Genomic DNA, 16,061 nt, shown 5'->3' with positions numbered 1-16,061 from the left:
GGGCCGGAGGGGGCCGCCCCGAACGGCGGTCACGGCATCGTCGGGTCGGCCGACGCCGGGGCGTTCCTGGCCCGGCTCGTCCGGCTGGACCGGTCCGCGCCGGTGCGGCTCCGGCCGGTCGGGGCGGACCGGATCGCCATCTGGGCCCGGCTGCCGTGGCAGGTGTTGGTGGTGCGGACGGTCGCGGGTCCGGGCGCCGGCGACGTGGCCGTCGGCGCCGCCGATCTGCTCGCCGAGCTGGAGCGCTCCGGCCCGGCGCTCCCGCCCCGGCGGGACGCGCAGTGGCGCTGGCCGCTGCCTCCGGCGGCGAGCCGGCCGGTGGAGGTCCTCCCCGCCGGCGAGGTGTGGCGGATCGCCCGGGCGGCGGCGGGCACCCTGCGCACGGCGAGCGAGCAGGGTGTCGGAGGCCGGGCGGTGGGGCAGCGGGCGCTGCGCGACGCGCTGCTCGATCACGTCGCCGTACTGGTCACCCCGGACGACCCGCCGGGTCCCGCCGTCGAGGTGCCGCAGCGGCTCGTGCAGGGGCTCGTCCGGATGGGCTTCCTGGGCGCGCCGGAGCAGCCCGGACCGGTCGCCGACGTGCAGGTGCGCGTCGCGGGCCGATGGGTCGGCCTGGTGGGACCGTACGGAGCGGCATGGTTGCAGAAAGGCACGGATCTTGCCGTGATGTCCCTCACGCCTCATCCGAACGGCTGACCAGGCATCATCCTTCTAGCCTGGGGCGGTCGTTGGGGGGATGCTTCAACCCGGCTGTCCGGGTACCGTCCATCCTCGGATCCAACGCACGGTAGGCGACTGGATCCGCTGGGGAGTGAGGTGCGCGAGCGATGCCGTGGTGGTCATGGCGCCCCGGTCCCGCCAACGGCGGCGACCCGGAAACTCGAAGCGGGATCACAGTGGAGGGCACCGTCCGGATCGGACCGCCGTCCCCGCGCCAACCGGAAGACGACTGCAAGCCCAACGACCGGTCCGTGCTCGCCGAGATACCGGCGACCGTCGCGCCGGTCACCCTGAGCCGGGTCTGCGACGCGCTCGACCTGCTCGACGTGCGCTATCTGGCCGACGGCGACGGCAACCTGCTCGCCATGTGGGAGCGGCACGCCGTGCTGGTCACCCTCGAGGGGCCGGAGGACGAGATCCTGGTCATGCGGGCCCGTCCACACGCGACGGTGCCGCCGGACTGGGCCGACCGGGCCTACCGCGTGGTCAACGAGTGGAACCACACCCGCCGGTTCTGCAAGGCGTACGTCGGCGACCCCACCGAGCGTGGCCAGTTGCCCATCTACGCCGAGTTGCAGGTGCCGATGGGAGCCGGAGCCCACGACGCGCTCCTGGTCGAGATGCTCGACTGTGGCGCGGCGGTGGCCACGAGCTTCGTGGACTGGCTGCACGACGAGGGCGCCCTGCTCTGAGCTCCCGAGCCCGACCGTCCCTGCCGGGGGCGCGGGCCCGGAAGACCGGTGGGACGTCGACCGGGCCACGGTTCGCCCCGGTTTCGCGCCGGCTCGTGCAGGTGGATCCGCGAGCCGGCCAGGGCTGCAGCTCGGCCGGTTTCGCGCCGGCTCGGGCAGGTGGACCCGTGCGCGGGCTCGGGTCGCGGGTTCGGCGGGCTCCGGGCCGGCTCGCGCGGGCGGACCCGTACGCGGGCCGGCTCACGCGGTGCGCCGGTGAGCGGCCGGGCTCAGGCGGTGGGCCGGGTGGGCGGCCCGGCCGCGACGCCGGTCGGCCCCGCCCGGCGGCCGGTCAGGCCGGGTCCTCCATCACGTTGACCATGAAGTACGCGGCCCGCTCCAGGTAGTCCCAGAGCGCGGTGGCCTGCTCCGCCGGCAGGTCGAGCCGATCGACCGCCCGGCGCATGTGGTGCAGCCAGGCGTCCCGCTCGGCCACCCCGATCCGGAACGGCGCGTGCCGCATCCGCAGTCGCGGGTGCCCCCGTTGGGCGGAGTAGGTGTTCGGGCCGCCCCAGTACTGGATGAGGAAGAGGGTCAGCCGGTCGGCCGCCGGGCCCAGGTCCTCCTCCGGGTACATCGGGCGCAGCAGCGGGTCGGCCGCCACCCCGGCGTAGAACTCGTCCACCAGCTTGCGGAACGTGGGCTCGCCGCCGATCGCGTCGAAGAGGGTCTGCGACGGCCGGGAGCGGTCGGATTCGCCTGCGGGGTTCACCGCTCCATCCTGCCAGGCACCCGACCGGCGGCGGCACGGAGGAGACGCTCGCCGCTGTGCGCCCGGTCACGAGGGGTGGGCAGACGCTTCACGCACTCCACATCCCGCCCGTCGAGCCGGCCGGGCGCCGCCGGGCGTGGCGGTCCCACGGCGGGGCCGGGCGCCCCCACGGAACTCAGGTGACCGCGTGCCGGGCCCGATCGCCGTCGACGGCATCGTCGCCCGGCAGGTCGGCCGCGGCTGCGCTCCCCGGGCCGCCGGCAGGGGTGACGCGGGCCGGGCCGGCGGATCGGGGCGGGACCGGGCCGGTCTGCGCGCTCGAGGCGAGCGCGACGGCCGCTTCCACCGTCGGGCGGCTGGGCCAGCTCAGGCTGGCCACCAGCATCAGCACGACCCCGGCGGCGCTCCACACGCCGACCACGGACGGGATGGCGAAGCGGTCGGCGAGCACGCCGGTGACCAGCACGGCCAGCCCCTGGATCACCTGCATCCCGGTGGCCATCACGCCGAAGGCGCGGGCACGGAAGGCGTCCGGCAGGACCTGGACGAAGAGCCCGTTCGCCGTCGGCAGCATGCCCGCGACCGCGAAGCCGCAGGCGGCGGCGAGCAGCGCCACCACCACCGGCGAGGGGTCGAGCAGGGCGGGCACCAGGGTCAGCGGGGCGAGTACGGCCAGCGGCCGCATCAGGGTCAGCCGCCGGGCCGGGCCGAAGGCGCGCCCGATCAGCAGGCCACCGAGGACGAAGCCGACCGGATTGGCGGCCATGATGACCGCCTGCGCCAGACCCGGGTCCAGGTCGCCGCCGGCCTTCTGGTCCGCCCACGCCGCGGCCAGCCCCTCGGGCACGATCGAGAAGAGCATGGAGCTGAAGACCAGCACGGCGATCGCCCGCAGCACCGGAGTGCCGAAGACGATCTGGAACCCCTCGGCGGTCTCCCGGAGCAGATGGGTACGGCTCGCGACGTCCAGCGCCGCCGACCGCTCCCGCACGCCGAAGCGGAGCAGGGCCGCCGAGACGGCGAAGGTGGCCGCGTTGATCAGCAGCGCGACGGCCGGGTCGAACTGGGCGATCGCGGCCCCCACCAGATAGCCGACCACCTGGGCTGCCTGGCCGGCGCTGGCGTTGAGGGAGAGCCCGAGCACCAGCCGGTCGCCGGTGAGGATCTGTGCCATCAGCGCGGACTTCGCGGCCTGGCTGGGCGGGTTGGCCAGGGTCGCGAGGAAGAGCAGCGCCAGCACGACGTACACCGGCAGACCCGGGATGGCGATGAGCACCATCAGCGTCATGCGAATCAGGTCGCACGCCACCATCACCCGCCGGTACGGGTGGCGCTCCGCGAGCGCGGCGAGCAGCGGGCCGCCGACCAGCCACGGCAGGAAGCTCACCGCGAAGGCGGCGGCGGAGAGCGCGACCGACCGGGTCTCCTGGTAGACCAACACGGTGACCGCGGCCTTGGCGAGATAGTCGCCGATCCAGGAGAGTCCACCCGCCGTGAAGACGGCCCCGAACTCCCGTTGGGCGAAGACCTCGCGGAAGGTCGCCGGCCCTTCCGGAGAGGGTCGCTCGTCGGTCACCGTCGCCTCCATCGCTCCCGAGGGGGCAGGCCACTGATGACGGCACCGGCTCGAGAACTCTCGTCAGATCTGCGGATCAGCGAGGACGCAGCACGCTTCTGGCGGGAACACGTGCCCCGGATTCTGCCCGATCGTCTGACGACTGGCTAGGGCGAACGGATAGATCGTCGCATCTCCGACTGAACGAACGGACGATACCTGAGGGGCCGGGCGGCCCGCGACCCCTCCGTCGATGGACGGCCGAGAAAGACTCAGGTCGCGCCGCTCTGGCCGGTCTCGCCGTCGACCGGCCGGGTCGTCACGCCGGGGAAGAGGCGGGCGGCGGCGATCTGCGCGGTGATCCCGGAGTTCTCCAGCGCCTCGGCGAGCCGGCGGCGCAGCTCCCGGCCGACCGCGAACTGGCCGTCGGCGGTCGTCTTCACCACCGTCCGGATCACGGCCCCCTCGACCGTCATCTGCTCCACGCCGAGCACCTCGGGCGGCTCGACGATCTCCGGGGCGAGCTCCGGGTCCACCGCCACCGAGGCGGCCGCGGTACGCAGCACCGCCGTGGCCTCCTCCGTACCGGCGAAACCGATCGGCAGGTCGACCACGACCAGCGCCCAGCCCTGGCTCTTGTTGCCGACCCGGATGATCTCGCCGTTGCGGATGTACCAGAGCACCCCCCGCCCGTCCCGGACCGTGGTGACCCGCAGCCCGACCGACTCGACCACGCCGGTCGCCTCGCCCAGGTCGACGGTGTCGCCGACGCCGTACTGGTCCTCGATCAACATGAAGAGGCCGGCCAGCAGGTCCTTGACCAGGCTCTGCGCGCCGAAGCCCAGCGCCACGCCGGCGATCCCGGCGCTGGCCAGCAGCGGGGCCAGGTCGAAGCTGAACTCACGCAGGATCATCAACAGCGCGATGCCGAAGACGAAGGCGGTGGTGAGGCTGCGCAGTACGGAGCCGATCGCCTCGGCGCGTTGCCGTCGCCGCTCCGGGACGAACTCCCCGGGCTCGGTCGCCGCCGTCGGCACCCGCTCGCGCAGCGGCCGCAGCATGGCCGGTACGCCGGCGTCGCTGGTGGTGCGGACCAGCCGGTTGATCGTCTTCCGCACCGCCCAGCGGGCGACCACGGCGAGCAGCAGGATCAGGACGATCCGCAGCGGCTTGACGAGGATCCAGTAGCTGCCCTCAGCGAGCCAGGTCCAGTGGGTCGCCTTCCAGACGGCGTTGCACAGCGCCTCGTTCAGGCACTCCGGGCTGGGGCTGTCGTCCGGGGGAGCGGCGGCGGCGAGGGCCGTCAGGGCAGAGGCAGTCACCGTGAATTCGTACCGCAAAGCACCGGCGGGGCCGCGGCCGACCCACCGGCGGGCGGCGTCGGCGCCCCGCCTGCGTCGATCGTCCGGATCTGCGGAGGTGACGAGGGGCCGGGGGTCAGATGTCGGCCGCCCGAACCGACGGGGGTGAACCGGTCATCCTGGCACGGCCGGAAAATGCTTCATGAGGGACCCCGGATTAGTACGTGCAATCCGGGGTCCGATCAGGGACGATTGGCGCAACGGACGTCGGTGATCCGGCCGGCGTCGACCGTGGTGGCGTCGTGCCCGTCCCCGGTCGGCGGCGCGCGGAAGGTGGCCGCTGAACCGGGAGGGTGAGCGCGATGCCTGACATACGACCCACGGTGGGCTCCGGTGCGCTGGTCCTCAATGCCACCTACGAGCCGCTGTGCGTCGTGTCGGTGCGTCGGGCCGCGATCCTCGTCCTCTCCGCCAAAGCGGTCTGCGTGGCCGACGGTGACGGCATCCTGCACAGCGCCCGGGACGCCCTCCCGGTGCCCTCGGTGGTCCGGCTGACCCGGTACGTCCGGGTGCCCTACCGCACCCACGTCGGGCTGTCCCGCCGGGCGATCTTCGCCCGCGACGGTTGGCGCTGCGCCTACTGCCGAGGGCCGGCGGAGACCATCGACCACGTCTTTCCCCGCAGCCGGGGCGGCCGGCACGCCTGGGACAACGTGGTGGCCGCCTGCGCCCGGTGCAACCACACCAAGGGCGACAAGACCCCGGCCGAGCTGGGCTGGCGGCTGCACTCGGCACCCGCCGCGCCGAAGGGGAACGCCTGGCGGGTGCTCGGCCACCGGGCGCCCGACCCGCGCTGGGCCGACTGGCTCGACCTGCGGGAGCCCGAGGCGGCGTGAGCCGCCGCGTCTCAGCGGTGCGCGGTCACCAGGGAGGCGAAGACCACCACGTTGTCGGCGTAGCCGGTCGCCCCACCGACCCAGCGGCCTCCGCAGGTGATGAGGCGCAGGTTCGGGCGGCTGAAGTCGCGGAAGACCTCCTCCACCGGCAGCTCGTTCTTGTCGAACCGCTGCACCGAGTTCACCTCGAAGACCGCCACGGTGCCGTCCTCCCGGGTCACCTCCACCCGGTCGCCGGCCCGCAGCTCCTTCAGGTCGTGGAAGACCGCCGGCCCGCTGGTGGTGTCGACGTGCCCGACGATCACCGCCGGACCGTACTGGCCGGGGGTGGGGCCCTGGTCGTACCAGCCGGCCTCGTGGGCCCGTGCGGCGTCCGGCACCCCGATGCTGCCGTCCGCGGCGATTCCCACGTCGTGCACCGGCGCCCGCAGGTCGATCGTGCGGATGGAGAGCTCCGCCGGTCGGCTCGCCGGCAGCACCGGGAACTTCTTCGGCGGCGGGCGCAGGCCCGCACTGAGCTGGTCCGGTAGGACGCTGAGCCCGGTCACCCGCTCCACCCCGAGCATCGCGACGATCAGCACCATGAGCCCGGCGACGAGCAGCACCGGGAGGCCCGGTCCACCGCCCGCCCCGAGCCGGTGCCGCACTCGCGGACGCCCGGGCCGGGCCGGCAGCGGCGCGTTCTGCGGGTCGGTGGTGGCCACTCCGGCGGTGAGCGTGTGCCGGGCGACCCGGCCCAGCCGGCGCGAGGTCTTCGCGGCGAACCGGCCGGACGCGCGCAGTGTCGACCGGGCGGCCGTCCGGAAGGTGCTCCGGTCCGGTCGCCTGCGGCCTGCGGTAGGGCGGGCCATGCTGCCCCCGGGTCAGGAACCCGCTCCGCGACGGCGGCTGCCCGCCATGCCCAGCGCCACCGCGACACCGACCGCGGCCAGCCCGCCGACCAGCAGCAGCATGCTGGTCCCCCCGCCCATGGCGGTGCCGCCGCCACCGGTCGCCGGGCCCTTGCTCGGCTGGGCCATGTTCAGCACGGTGAGCGTGGTGGAGGCCGTGTTGCGGTTCGGGCAGCGCAGGTTGACCGGGTAGTCACCGGGCTCCTTGTTCTCCGGCACGGTCACCGAGCCGGTCAGGAACCCGTTGTCCGGTCGTACCGTCACCCGGCCGAACGCGTCCGACTCGACCTCCGCCTGCCGGTTGTTCGAGTTGTCGCAACTCGCCCGGAGCCGCACCCGGTCGCCGGCCTGCACGCTGTTCGGTGTGACCTCGACGAAGACGTTCTCGCCCGCCCGGGCGGGCGCGGCGCCGACCAGGACGAACGACGCGATCAGGGCGAACGCCCCGAGCAGCCTGAGGATGGTCGACGGGGTGGGACACACCCCACCGTCCGGTCGCTGACCCCGCATGATCCTCCCTCCCGGCACCGGTGCACCGGTCCTGCTGGGGCGACCCGCGGTGTTTTCCCCCTGGTCTGCCGGCAAACCCGACCGCCTCGGCGGCGGGATGGCGCACGCCCGGGAGGCTTCGGTCAGCGGCGGCGGCCGGCCGGTTCGTTGTCGGGTCCGGCGCCACGCGGGAGCGGGGTGACCGGGTGCCAGTCCAGCGGGGTGGAGAGCACCATCGTGCTGGAGGGCTGACCGTAAGGGGCCAGCCGGTCGATCACCCGCTCGAACTCGTCGATCGATCCGGCCGCCACCTTCAACATGCTGCACGCGTCGCCGGTGATGCGGTGGATCTCCAGGATCTCCTGCCAGGTGGGCACCTTCGGGTCGTAGAGGATGCACCGCGACCCATAACAGGACATCCGGATCAGCGCCACCACGCTGCGCCCGGCCCGGGCCAGGTCGACGTGGGCGTGGTAGCCGGTGATCACCCCCGACTCCTCCAGCCGGCGTACCCGCTCCGCGACCGCGGGCGGTGACAGGTGCACGCGCCGGGAGAGCTCGCTGAAGGAGAGGCGCGCGTCGGCCTGCAACTCACGCAGCAACGCCCAGTCCATGTCGTCCATGAGGCGACCTTACTTTCCTGAACCGGAACGGGCCTCACGCCTTCGGTCCGGTAGGTCGGTACCGGTCAGTCCCGTTGATCGCGCATTCCGCCAAGCGATCCACGCGCGACATCATGGCGGGAACCGGCTCATGGAGGAGACGACGGTGAAGCAGACGGAGCTGCGGGGGGCGACGCTGACCGCGGCGGTACGCCCGGTCACGCCCCAGCAGCGCGAGGCGAAGGCGGCGCGTACCGGTGGCGAACCCACCCTGGAGTTCGCCGGCCGGGTGCCGTACGACGTGTACACCCACGCCAGCACCCTGCACCGGTTGCAGCAGCCGCTCAGCGACGACCCGGGCGAGATGTCCTTCCTCATGGTCAGCCAGATCATGGAGCTCTACTTCGGACTGACCCGCTACGAGCTGCTCCAGGCCCAGCAGATGATCCGCGCCGACCGGGTCTGGGACTCGCTCGCGCCACTGCGCCGGGCCGCCCTGCACCTGGAGGCGCTCAACGCGGCGTGGCGCGGACTGCGCTGGATGACGCCGGCCGACTTCAACCGGTTCCGCAACCTGCTCGGCGAGGCGTCCGGTTTCCAGTCGGCCATGTACCGGCACCTGGAGTTCCTGCTCGGCCTCCGGGACCCCGCGTTGATCCGCCCGTTCCGCCGGCAGACCGAGGTCCACGCCGAACTGCGCGACGCGCTCGCCGCGCCGAGCCTCTGGGACGACGTGGTCGCCCTGCTCGCCCGCCGCGGCTTCGACCTCCCCGCCGAACTGCTCGACCGGGACGTCAGCGTCGAGCACGAGGCGCACCCGCGGATCGAGGCGGCCTGGGTGGCCGTCTACGCCGACAACGGGCCGGACAACCACCTGCGGCAGCTCGGCGAGGCGCTCACCGAGGTGGCCGAGCAGTTCGGCGAGTGGCGCTGGCAGCATGTCAAGGCGGTGCAGCGGACGATGGGCGCCAAGGTCGGCAGCGGTGGCTCCGCCGGGTTGGCGTGGCTGCAGCGCAGCATGGCCCGGGTGGTCTTCCCGGAGCTGTGGTCGGCCCGTACCAGCATGTGATCGGAAGCGAGACGTCAACCCGATGAACGCCCCTCACCCCGCTCCACCCCGCCTGACCGCGCCGGAGGACGAGGCACGCCGGCTCGACGCGGCCGACCCCGGGCACCGCCACTTGTTCCACGTGCCGCCCGCCGACGGCGGCCGCTACCCGGAGGCCGCGTACCTGGCCGGCAACTCGCTCGGACTGCAGCCACTGGCCACCCGCGACGAACTCCTCGCCGACCTGGACGCCTGGGGTCGGCTCGGCGTCGAGGGGCACCTGGAGGCGCGGCGGCCCTGGCTGCCGTACCACGAACTGCTCACCGAACCGGCCGCACGGCTGGTCGGCGCGCTACCGGCGGAGACCGTGGTGATGAACTCGCTCACGGTCAACCTGCACCTGCTGATGGTCAGCTTCTACCGCCCGGCCGGGCGGCGTACCCGGATCGTCATCGAGGACAGCGCCTTCCCGTCGGACAGCTACGCGGTGCGCAGCCAGGCCCGCTTCCACGGGCTCGACCCGGACGAGACAGTGGTCCGGCTGCGGCCCCGCCCGGGTGAGGACACCCTGCGCACCGAGGACGTGACCGGCTACCTGGCCGCCGAGGGTGACCGGGTGGCGCTCGTCCTGCTGGGTGGCGTCAACTACCTCACCGGCGAGCTGCTGGACGTCCCGGCGATCACCGCGGCCGGCCGGGCCGTCGGCGCGATCGTCGGCTGGGACCTCGCCCACGCCGCCGGCAACGTGCCGCTGCGCCTGCACGACTGGGACGTGGACTTCGCCGCCTGGTGCTCGTACAAGTACCTGAACTCCGGGCCGGGGGCGTTGGCCGGCGCGTTCGTGCACGAACGGCACCTCGGCGACCCGACGCTGCAGCGCTTCGAGGGCTGGTGGAGCACCGAGGCCGCGACCCGCTTCGAGATGACCCCGGTGTCCCGGCCGCCGGCCACCGTGGAGGCGTGGCAGATCTCCAACCCGCCGATCTTCTCGATGGGGCCGGTCCGTACCTCACTGGAGCTCTTCGACACCGTCGGCATGACGGCGCTGCGGGAGCGGAGCCTACGCCTCACCGGTTACCTGGAGCGGCTGCTCGACGAGGTGACCGCCGGTCGCCCGCTGACCGTGCTCACCCCCCGTGATCCGGCGCGGCGCGGGTGCCAGCTCTCGGTACGCATCGGCGCCGGCAGCGCCGCGGAGCTCGCCAAGCGGCTGCGTCACGAGCACGGGGTGATCGCCGACGCCCGGGAGCCCGACGTCGTCCGGTTCGCCCCGGTGCCGCTCTACTCCACGTTCCACGACTGCTGGCGGGTCGCCGAGGCGCTCGCCGCGACGGTGGCGGAGGTGGCCCGGTGACGCGGGAGCACGACGAGATCGCGGTGGTCGGCGCGGGCCTCGCCGGCTGCCTGCTGGCCTGCTTCCTGGCCCGGCGCGGCTACCGGGTGGCGCTCTACGAGCGGCGGCCGGATCCGCGCACCGGGCGGGTCGAGCGGGGTCGCTCGATCAACCTCGCCCTCTCCGAGCGCGGCCTGGACGCGCTGCGCCGGATCGGCCTCGACGAGCAGGTGATGGCCGACGCCCTGCCGATGCGCGGCCGGATGATCCACCCTGTGGCGGGTGAGCCGCAGTTCCAGTCCTACAGCGCCTCCGGGGACCGGGCGATCAACTCGATCAGCCGGGGCGCGTTGAACAACGCCCTGCTCGACGCGGCCACCGCGCGGCCCGGGGTACGGGCCGTCTTCGACCACCGCCTGGTGGGGCTCGACCCGGCGACCGGCGAGCTGACGTTCGAGACCCCGCAGGGCAAGGTGACGGCGAACGTCCCGGTGGTCCTCGGCGCGGACGGGGCCGGTTCGGCCGTGCGGGGCCAGCTGCTCGCGCACGGGCTGCTCACCGAGAGCCTGGACTTCCTCGACTACGGCTACAAGGAGCTCACCGTTCCGCCGGTGGGGGGCGACTTCGCGCTCGATCCGGAGGCCCTGCACATCTGGCCGCGCGGCACCTCGATGATGATCGCGCTGCCCAACCCGGACCGCTCTTTCACCTGCACGCTCTTCTGGCCGACCCACGGCACGGCGGCCTTCGCCTCGCTGGGCAGCCCGGCGGCGATCGAACGGCACTTCGCCGAGCACTACCCGGACCTGGTCCCGCTCGCGCCGGACCTGGTGGACGACTACCAGCACAACCCGGTCGGCGTGCTCGGCACGGTGCGGTGCACGCCGTGGCAGGTGAACGGGAAGGTGGCGCTGCTCGGCGACGCGGCGCACGCCATCGTCCCGTTCTACGGGCAGGGCGCGAACTGTGCCCTGGAGGACGTCGTCGAACTGGACCGCTGCCTGGACGAGTGCGACGACGACTGGTCCGCCGCGTTGCCGCTGTTCCAGCGGCGTCGGCAGGACAACGCCGAGGCGATCGCCCGGATGGCGCTCGCGAACTTCGTGGAGATGCGGGACAAGGTCGCCTCGCCGCTGTTCCAGCTCGGCCGTAAGGTCGAGCACGCGCTGGAACGGGCGCTGCCCGGCCGGTACGTCTCCCGCTACGAGCTGGTGTCCTTCTCCACCACCCCGTACGCGGAGGTGGCCCGTCGGGTACGCCGGCAGCATCAGGCGCTCGGCGTGGTCGCCGCGGGCGCGGCGGCCCTGCTGGTCGGTGCGGCCGGGATGCTGCTCGGTCGAGGGAGGCGTCGATGACCGTCATGTGGGATCCACGACTGATGACCGGGCGGGCGCCGGACGGGCCGGGTCTGCTGCGCAACTTCGTCGGCGGGGAGTTCGTCGACTCCGGGCGCCGCTTCACCAAGGCCAGCCCGGTCACCGGGGAGCCGGTCTTCGAGGTGGCGGAGGCCGACGCGTCCTGCGTGGACGATGCGGTGGCCGCCGCTCGGGCGGCCCTGCGCGGCCCGTGGGGCCGGATGGGCGAGCGGGAGCGCGCCGAGGTGTTGCGCCGGATCGCCGACGAGCTGGAGCGTCGTTTCGACGACCTGGTCACCGCCGAGGTGGCCGACACCGGCAAGTCCATCTCGCAGGCCCGCACCCTCGACATCCCGCGCGGCGCCGCGAACTTCCGGGCCTTCGCCGAGATCGTCGCGACCGCGCCCACCGAGTCGTTCACCACCGTCACCCCGACCGGCGGCCGGGCGCTCAACTACGCCGTCCGCAAGCCGGTCGGGGTGGTGGCCGTCGTGGTGCCGTGGAACCTGCCGCTGCTGCTGCTCACCTGGAAGGTGGCGCCGGCGCTGGCCTGCGGCAACGCCGTGGTGGTGAAGCCCAGTGAGGAGACCCCCGCGTCGGCGACGCTGCTCGCCGAGGTGATGGCCGCGGCGGGCGCACCGGCGGGCGTGTTCAACCTGGTGCACGGCTTCGGGCCGGACTCGGCGGGGGAGTTCCTCACCCGGCACCCCGGAGTCGACGCGATCACCTTCACCGGCGAGTCGGCCACCGGCAGCGCCATCATGCGCGCCGCCGCCGACGGGGTGAAGGCGGTCAGCTTCGAGTTGGGCGGCAAGAACGCCGGGCTGGTCTTCGCCGACGCGGACCTGGAGGCCGCGGTGGCCGGTTCGGTCCGCTCCAGCTTCACCAACGGCGGGCAGGTCTGCCTCTGCACCGAACGCATCTACGTGCAGCGGCCGGTCTTCGAGGAGTTCACCGAGCGGCTCGCGAAGCGCGCGGGGGAGCTGGCGTACGGCTGGCCGGCAGACGAGGCCACCGTGAACATGCCGCTGATCTCGCACGGCCACCGGGACAAGGTGCTCGGCCACTACGACCTGGCCCGTGCCGAGGGCGCGCAGGTGATCGCCGGGGGCGGTACGCCGCGCTTCATGGACGCCCGCGACGGCGGCGCGTACGTGCAGCCGACGGTGCTGACCGGGCTCGGTCCGGACGCCCGGACCAACCGTGAGGAGATCTTCGGGCCGGTGGTGCACGTCGCGCCGTTCGACGACGAGGAGGAGGCGTACGGGTTGGCCAACGGAACCGAGTACGGCCTCGCCGCCACGGTCTGGACGCGGGACGTCGGCCGGGCGCACCGGGCCGGCGTCCGACTCGACGCCGGCATCGTCTGGGTGAACACCTGGTTCCTGCGCGACCTGCGCACCCCGTTCGGCGGGGTGAAGGCGTCCGGCATCGGCCGTGAGGGCGGCGTCCACTCGCTGGACTTCTACTCCGAACTGACAAACGTCTGCGTGGACCTCGCGTGAGCGGGCGGATCATCCGGCTCGGTCGTGGGGCCCCGCGAGCCGGCACGGCGGGCACCGGGCCCGGCGTCGCCTCCGTACACGCCGAGGAGCGGGCATGACCGTCGACATCGAAGGGGCGGGCCGGGAGCTGGAGCTGGCGCGCGAGGCGGCGAAACCGTGCCTGCCGCTGCGCGGCCGGCTGCTGCCCGAGGGCGACATCGAGTCGGCCTACCAGGTGCAGCAGGTTCACACTCGGCAGCGGCTCGGCGCGGGGCGCCGGCGGGTGGGAGCGAAGATCGGCCTCACCTCCCGTGCCGTGCAGGAGGGCTTCGGGGTCTTCCAGCCGGACTTCGGTGTGCTCTTCGACGACATGGCGGTCCCCGACGGCGTCGAGGTGCCGATCGGCCGGCTGCTCCAGCCCCGGGTGGAGGCGGAGGTCGCGTTCGTCCTCGGCGCCGACCTGCCTGACGAGCGGGTCACCACCGCCGACCTGATCGGGGCGGTCGACCACCTGCTGCCCGCCATCGAGATCGTCGACTCCCGGATCGCCGGCTGGGACATCTCCATCGTGGACACCGTGGCCGACAACGCCTCCAGCGGGCTCTTCGTGCTCGGCACCTCGCCGCGCCGCCTCTCCGACGTCGACCTGCGGCTCTGCGGCATGGTGCTGGAGTCGGCCGGGGAGCCGGTCTCGGTCGGGGCCGGGGCGGCCTGCCTCGGCAATCCGCTGCACGCGCTGGAGTGGCTTTCACGCACCCTGGCCCGCTCGGGTGACCCGCTGCGCGCCGGGGACGTGGTGCTCTCCGGGGCGCTCGGGCCGATGGTGCCGGTCACGCCCGGCGCCGCGTACGAGGCACGGATCTCCGGCCTCGGCTCGGTACGTACCTGCTTCTCGAAGGAGGCCGACCGGTGAGCGTCGGGGTGGCGGTGATCGGTTCCGGCAACATCGGTACCGATCTGATGATCAAGGTGCTCCGGTTGAGTGACCGCCTGCGCATGGTGGCGATGGCCGGCATCGACCCGGAGTCCGACGGTCTGGCCCGGGCCCGCAGGCTCGGTGTGGCCACCACCGCCGACGGGGTGGACGGGCTCGTGGCGATGCCGGAGTTCGCCGATGTGGAGATCGTCTTCGACGCCACCTCGGCCGGGGCGCACCGGCACAACGACGCCGTGTTGGCCGCGCACGGGCGTACCGTCGTCGACCTGACCCCGGCCGCGGTCGGCCCGTACGTGGTGCCGCCGGTGAACCTCGACGAGCACCTGCACGAGCGCAACCTGAACATGGTCACCTGCGGCGGCCAGGCCACCGTGCCGATCGTCGCGGCCGTCCGCCGGGTGACCCCTGTGGCGTACGGCGAGATCGTCGCCTCGATCGCCTCGAAGTCGGCCGGCCCGGGCACCCGGGCCAACATCGACGAGTTCACCGAGACGACCGCCCGGGCCATCGAGGTGGTCGGCGGCGCCGAGCGGGGCAAAGCGATCATCGTGCTCAACCCGGCCGACCCGCCGCTGCTGATGCGCGACACCGTCTACTGCCTCTGCCCTGACGCCGATGCCGACACCGCGGCGATCGCGGCCTCGCTGGCGCGGATGGTGGCGACCGTGCAGGAGTACGTGCCCGGCTACCGGCTCAAGCAGGACGTGCAGTTCGACCGGGTGGACACCTACGTGCCGTCGTTGGGCCGCCACCTGTCCGGCCTGCAGGTCTCCGTCTTCCTGGAGGTCTCCGGCGCCGGGCACTACCTGCCCGCGTACGCCGGGAACCTGGACATCATGACCTCGGCGGCCCTGCGTACCGCCGAGCGGCTGGCGGCGCGGCGTGCCGCCGTGGCCTCGGAGGTGACCGCGTGACCGACCTCTACATCCAGGATGTGACGCTGCGCGACGGCATGCACGCCATCGCCCACCGGTACACGGTCGACCAGGTCCGCGCGATCGCCTCGGCGCTCGACGCGGCCGGGGTGGCCGCCATCGAGGTGGCGCACGGCGACGGTCTCGCCGGTTCCAGCGTCAACTACGGCCACGGCGCGGCGAGCGACTCCGAGTGGATCTCCGCGGCGGCCGAGGTGTTGACGAACGCGAAGCTGACCACCCTGCTGCTGCCCGGCATCGGCACCATCGCCGACCTGAAGGCGGCGAAGGCGCTCGGGGTGACCAGCGTCCGGATCGCCACCCACTGCACCGAGGCGGACATCTCCGCCCAGCACATCTCGTGGGCCCGGGAGAACGGCATGGACGTGGCCGGGTTCCTGATGATGTCGCACATGAACGACCCGGCCGGGCTGGCCGCCCAGGCGAAGCTCATGGAGTCGTACGGGGCGCACTGCGTCTACGTCACCGACTCCGGTGGCCGGCTGCTGATGTCCGACGTGGCACAACGGGTCGACGCCTACCGGCAGGTGCTCGACGCCGAGACGCAGATCGGCATCCACGCCCACCACAACCTGTCGCTCGGGGTCGCCAACAGCGTGCTCGCCGTGGAGCACGGCCGGGTCACCGGCTCCGCCCCGGTCGGCCCGGACGCGGCGCACGGCCGGACCGTGCGGGTGGACGCCTCGCTGGCCGGCATGGGTGCGGGCGCCGGCAACGCGCCGTTGGAGGTCTTCGTCGCCGTCGCCGAGCTGCACGGCTGGAAGCACGGCTGTGACGTGTTCGCGCTGATGGACGCCGCCGACGACCTGGTCCGCCCCCTACAGGACCGGCCGGTCCAGGTGGACCGGGAGACGCTCTCCCTGGGGTACGCGGGCGTCTACTCCAGCTTCCTGCGGCACGCCGAGCGCGCCTCGGCGAAGTACGGGGTGGACGTCCGCTCGATCCTCGTCGAGCTGGGGCGGCGCCGGATGGTCGGCGGCCAGGAGGACATGATCGTCGACGTGGCGCTGGACCTGGCCGGCCGGGAGGGCGAGTGAACGCGAGGAACGAGCCGCGCCGGGGGACGGCGCGGT

Annotated in this window: 16 protein-coding genes; 10 read left to right on the top strand and 6 right to left on the bottom strand. The window is 73.3% G+C overall.

The genetic code is table 11. The annotated features are described in order from the left end of the window. Nucleotides 1-696 (top strand): hypothetical protein (locus E1211_RS12070; protein ID WP_243709506.1); only part of this gene is annotated, 696 nt, incomplete at its 5' end. Between the two features lie 131 nt (nucleotides 697-827). Next, the gene (locus tag E1211_RS12065; protein WP_132348471.1) at nucleotides 828-1,412 is read left to right on the top strand and encodes a YbjN domain-containing protein; all 585 of its coding nucleotides are present in this window, start codon (nucleotides 828-830) and stop codon (nucleotides 1,410-1,412) included. Nucleotides 1,413-1,743: 331 nt separating this feature from the next. On the opposite strand, the gene E1211_RS12060 is transcribed toward E1211_RS12065, so the two are convergent. From E1211_RS12060 to E1211_RS12050, 3 genes are all read right to left on the bottom strand, one after another. Next, nucleotides 1,744-2,163, bottom strand: a complete 420-nt coding sequence (locus E1211_RS12060) for a globin (RefSeq protein WP_132348469.1) — start codon at nucleotides 2,161-2,163, stop codon at nucleotides 1,744-1,746. A gap of 175 nt (nucleotides 2,164-2,338) precedes the next feature. After that, nucleotides 2,339-3,751 (bottom strand): MFS transporter, encoded by a 1,413-nt coding sequence (locus tag E1211_RS12055; RefSeq protein WP_132348467.1) that lies wholly within the window; start codon nucleotides 3,749-3,751, stop codon nucleotides 2,339-2,341. A 239-nt stretch (nucleotides 3,752-3,990) separates the two neighbouring features. Then, nucleotides 3,991-5,040, bottom strand: a complete 1,050-nt coding sequence (locus tag E1211_RS12050) for a mechanosensitive ion channel family protein (RefSeq protein ID WP_132348465.1) — start codon at nucleotides 5,038-5,040, stop codon at nucleotides 3,991-3,993. A gap of 341 nt (nucleotides 5,041-5,381) precedes the next feature. Here E1211_RS12050 and E1211_RS12045 point away from each other — a divergent pair, with 341 nt between their 5' ends. Continuing rightward, nucleotides 5,382-5,915, top strand: coding sequence for an HNH endonuclease (locus E1211_RS12045; RefSeq protein WP_132348463.1), 534 nt, complete (start codon nucleotides 5,382-5,384; stop codon nucleotides 5,913-5,915). Nucleotides 5,916-5,926: 11 nt separating this feature from the next. Here E1211_RS12045 and E1211_RS12040 read toward each other — a convergent pair whose 3' ends face one another. The 3 genes from E1211_RS12040 to E1211_RS12030 form a co-directional block, all read right to left on the bottom strand. Then, the gene (locus E1211_RS12040; protein WP_132348461.1) at nucleotides 5,927-6,766 is read right to left on the bottom strand and encodes a class F sortase; all 840 of its coding nucleotides are present in this window, start codon (nucleotides 6,764-6,766) and stop codon (nucleotides 5,927-5,929) included. Between the two features lie 12 nt (nucleotides 6,767-6,778). Next, nucleotides 6,779-7,315: a hypothetical protein gene (locus E1211_RS12035; protein WP_243709503.1), complete on the bottom strand. Its 537-nt coding sequence runs from the start codon at nucleotides 7,313-7,315 to the stop codon at nucleotides 6,779-6,781. A gap of 122 nt (nucleotides 7,316-7,437) precedes the next feature. Then, nucleotides 7,438-7,917 (bottom strand): Lrp/AsnC family transcriptional regulator, encoded by a 480-nt coding sequence (locus tag E1211_RS12030; RefSeq protein WP_132348458.1) that lies wholly within the window; start codon nucleotides 7,915-7,917, stop codon nucleotides 7,438-7,440. A 145-nt stretch (nucleotides 7,918-8,062) separates the two neighbouring features. Between E1211_RS12030 and E1211_RS12025 the strand changes: the two genes are divergently transcribed. The 7 genes from E1211_RS12025 (at nucleotide 8,063) to dmpG (ending at nucleotide 16,025) form a co-directional block, all read left to right on the top strand. Then, nucleotides 8,063-8,965, top strand: coding sequence for a tryptophan 2,3-dioxygenase (locus E1211_RS12025; RefSeq protein ID WP_132348456.1), 903 nt, complete (start codon nucleotides 8,063-8,065; stop codon nucleotides 8,963-8,965). Between the two features lie 22 nt (nucleotides 8,966-8,987). Further along, entirely contained in the window at nucleotides 8,988-10,298 is a 1,311-nt protein-coding gene (gene kynU / locus E1211_RS12020; protein WP_132348454.1) for a kynureninase, read from the top strand. After that, entirely contained in the window at nucleotides 10,295-11,632 is a 1,338-nt protein-coding gene (locus E1211_RS12015; protein WP_132348452.1) for an NAD(P)/FAD-dependent oxidoreductase, read from the top strand. The genes kynU and E1211_RS12015 overlap by 4 nt, the downstream gene beginning before the upstream one ends. A gap of 23 nt (nucleotides 11,633-11,655) precedes the next feature. Further along, on the top strand, nucleotides 11,656-13,137 hold the full coding sequence (locus E1211_RS12010) for a 2-hydroxymuconic semialdehyde dehydrogenase (RefSeq protein ID WP_132348475.1): 1,482 nt from the start codon (nucleotides 11,656-11,658) through the stop codon (nucleotides 13,135-13,137). A 94-nt stretch (nucleotides 13,138-13,231) separates the two neighbouring features. Then, the gene (locus tag E1211_RS12005) at nucleotides 13,232-14,029 is read left to right on the top strand and encodes a 2-keto-4-pentenoate hydratase (RefSeq protein WP_132348450.1); all 798 of its coding nucleotides are present in this window, start codon (nucleotides 13,232-13,234) and stop codon (nucleotides 14,027-14,029) included. After that, nucleotides 14,026-14,967 (top strand): acetaldehyde dehydrogenase (acetylating), encoded by a 942-nt coding sequence (locus E1211_RS12000; RefSeq protein ID WP_132348448.1) that lies wholly within the window; start codon nucleotides 14,026-14,028, stop codon nucleotides 14,965-14,967. Before E1211_RS12005 ends, E1211_RS12000 begins: the two co-directional genes overlap by 4 nt. Further along, complete coding sequence (gene dmpG / locus E1211_RS11995; RefSeq protein WP_132348446.1) at nucleotides 14,964-16,025, top strand: 4-hydroxy-2-oxovalerate aldolase; 1,062 nt, start codon at nucleotides 14,964-14,966, stop codon at nucleotides 16,023-16,025. The genes E1211_RS12000 and dmpG overlap by 4 nt, the downstream gene beginning before the upstream one ends. Nucleotides 16,026-16,061 lie beyond the last annotated feature (36 nt).

The organism is Micromonospora sp. 15K316, assembly GCF_004348525.1.
In the GTDB taxonomy this organism is placed as follows: Bacteria; Actinomycetota; Actinomycetes; order Mycobacteriales; family Micromonosporaceae; genus Micromonospora.
Note: the sequence above shows the minus strand (reverse complement) of the source record. Positions and strands in the feature narration are given on the sequence as shown.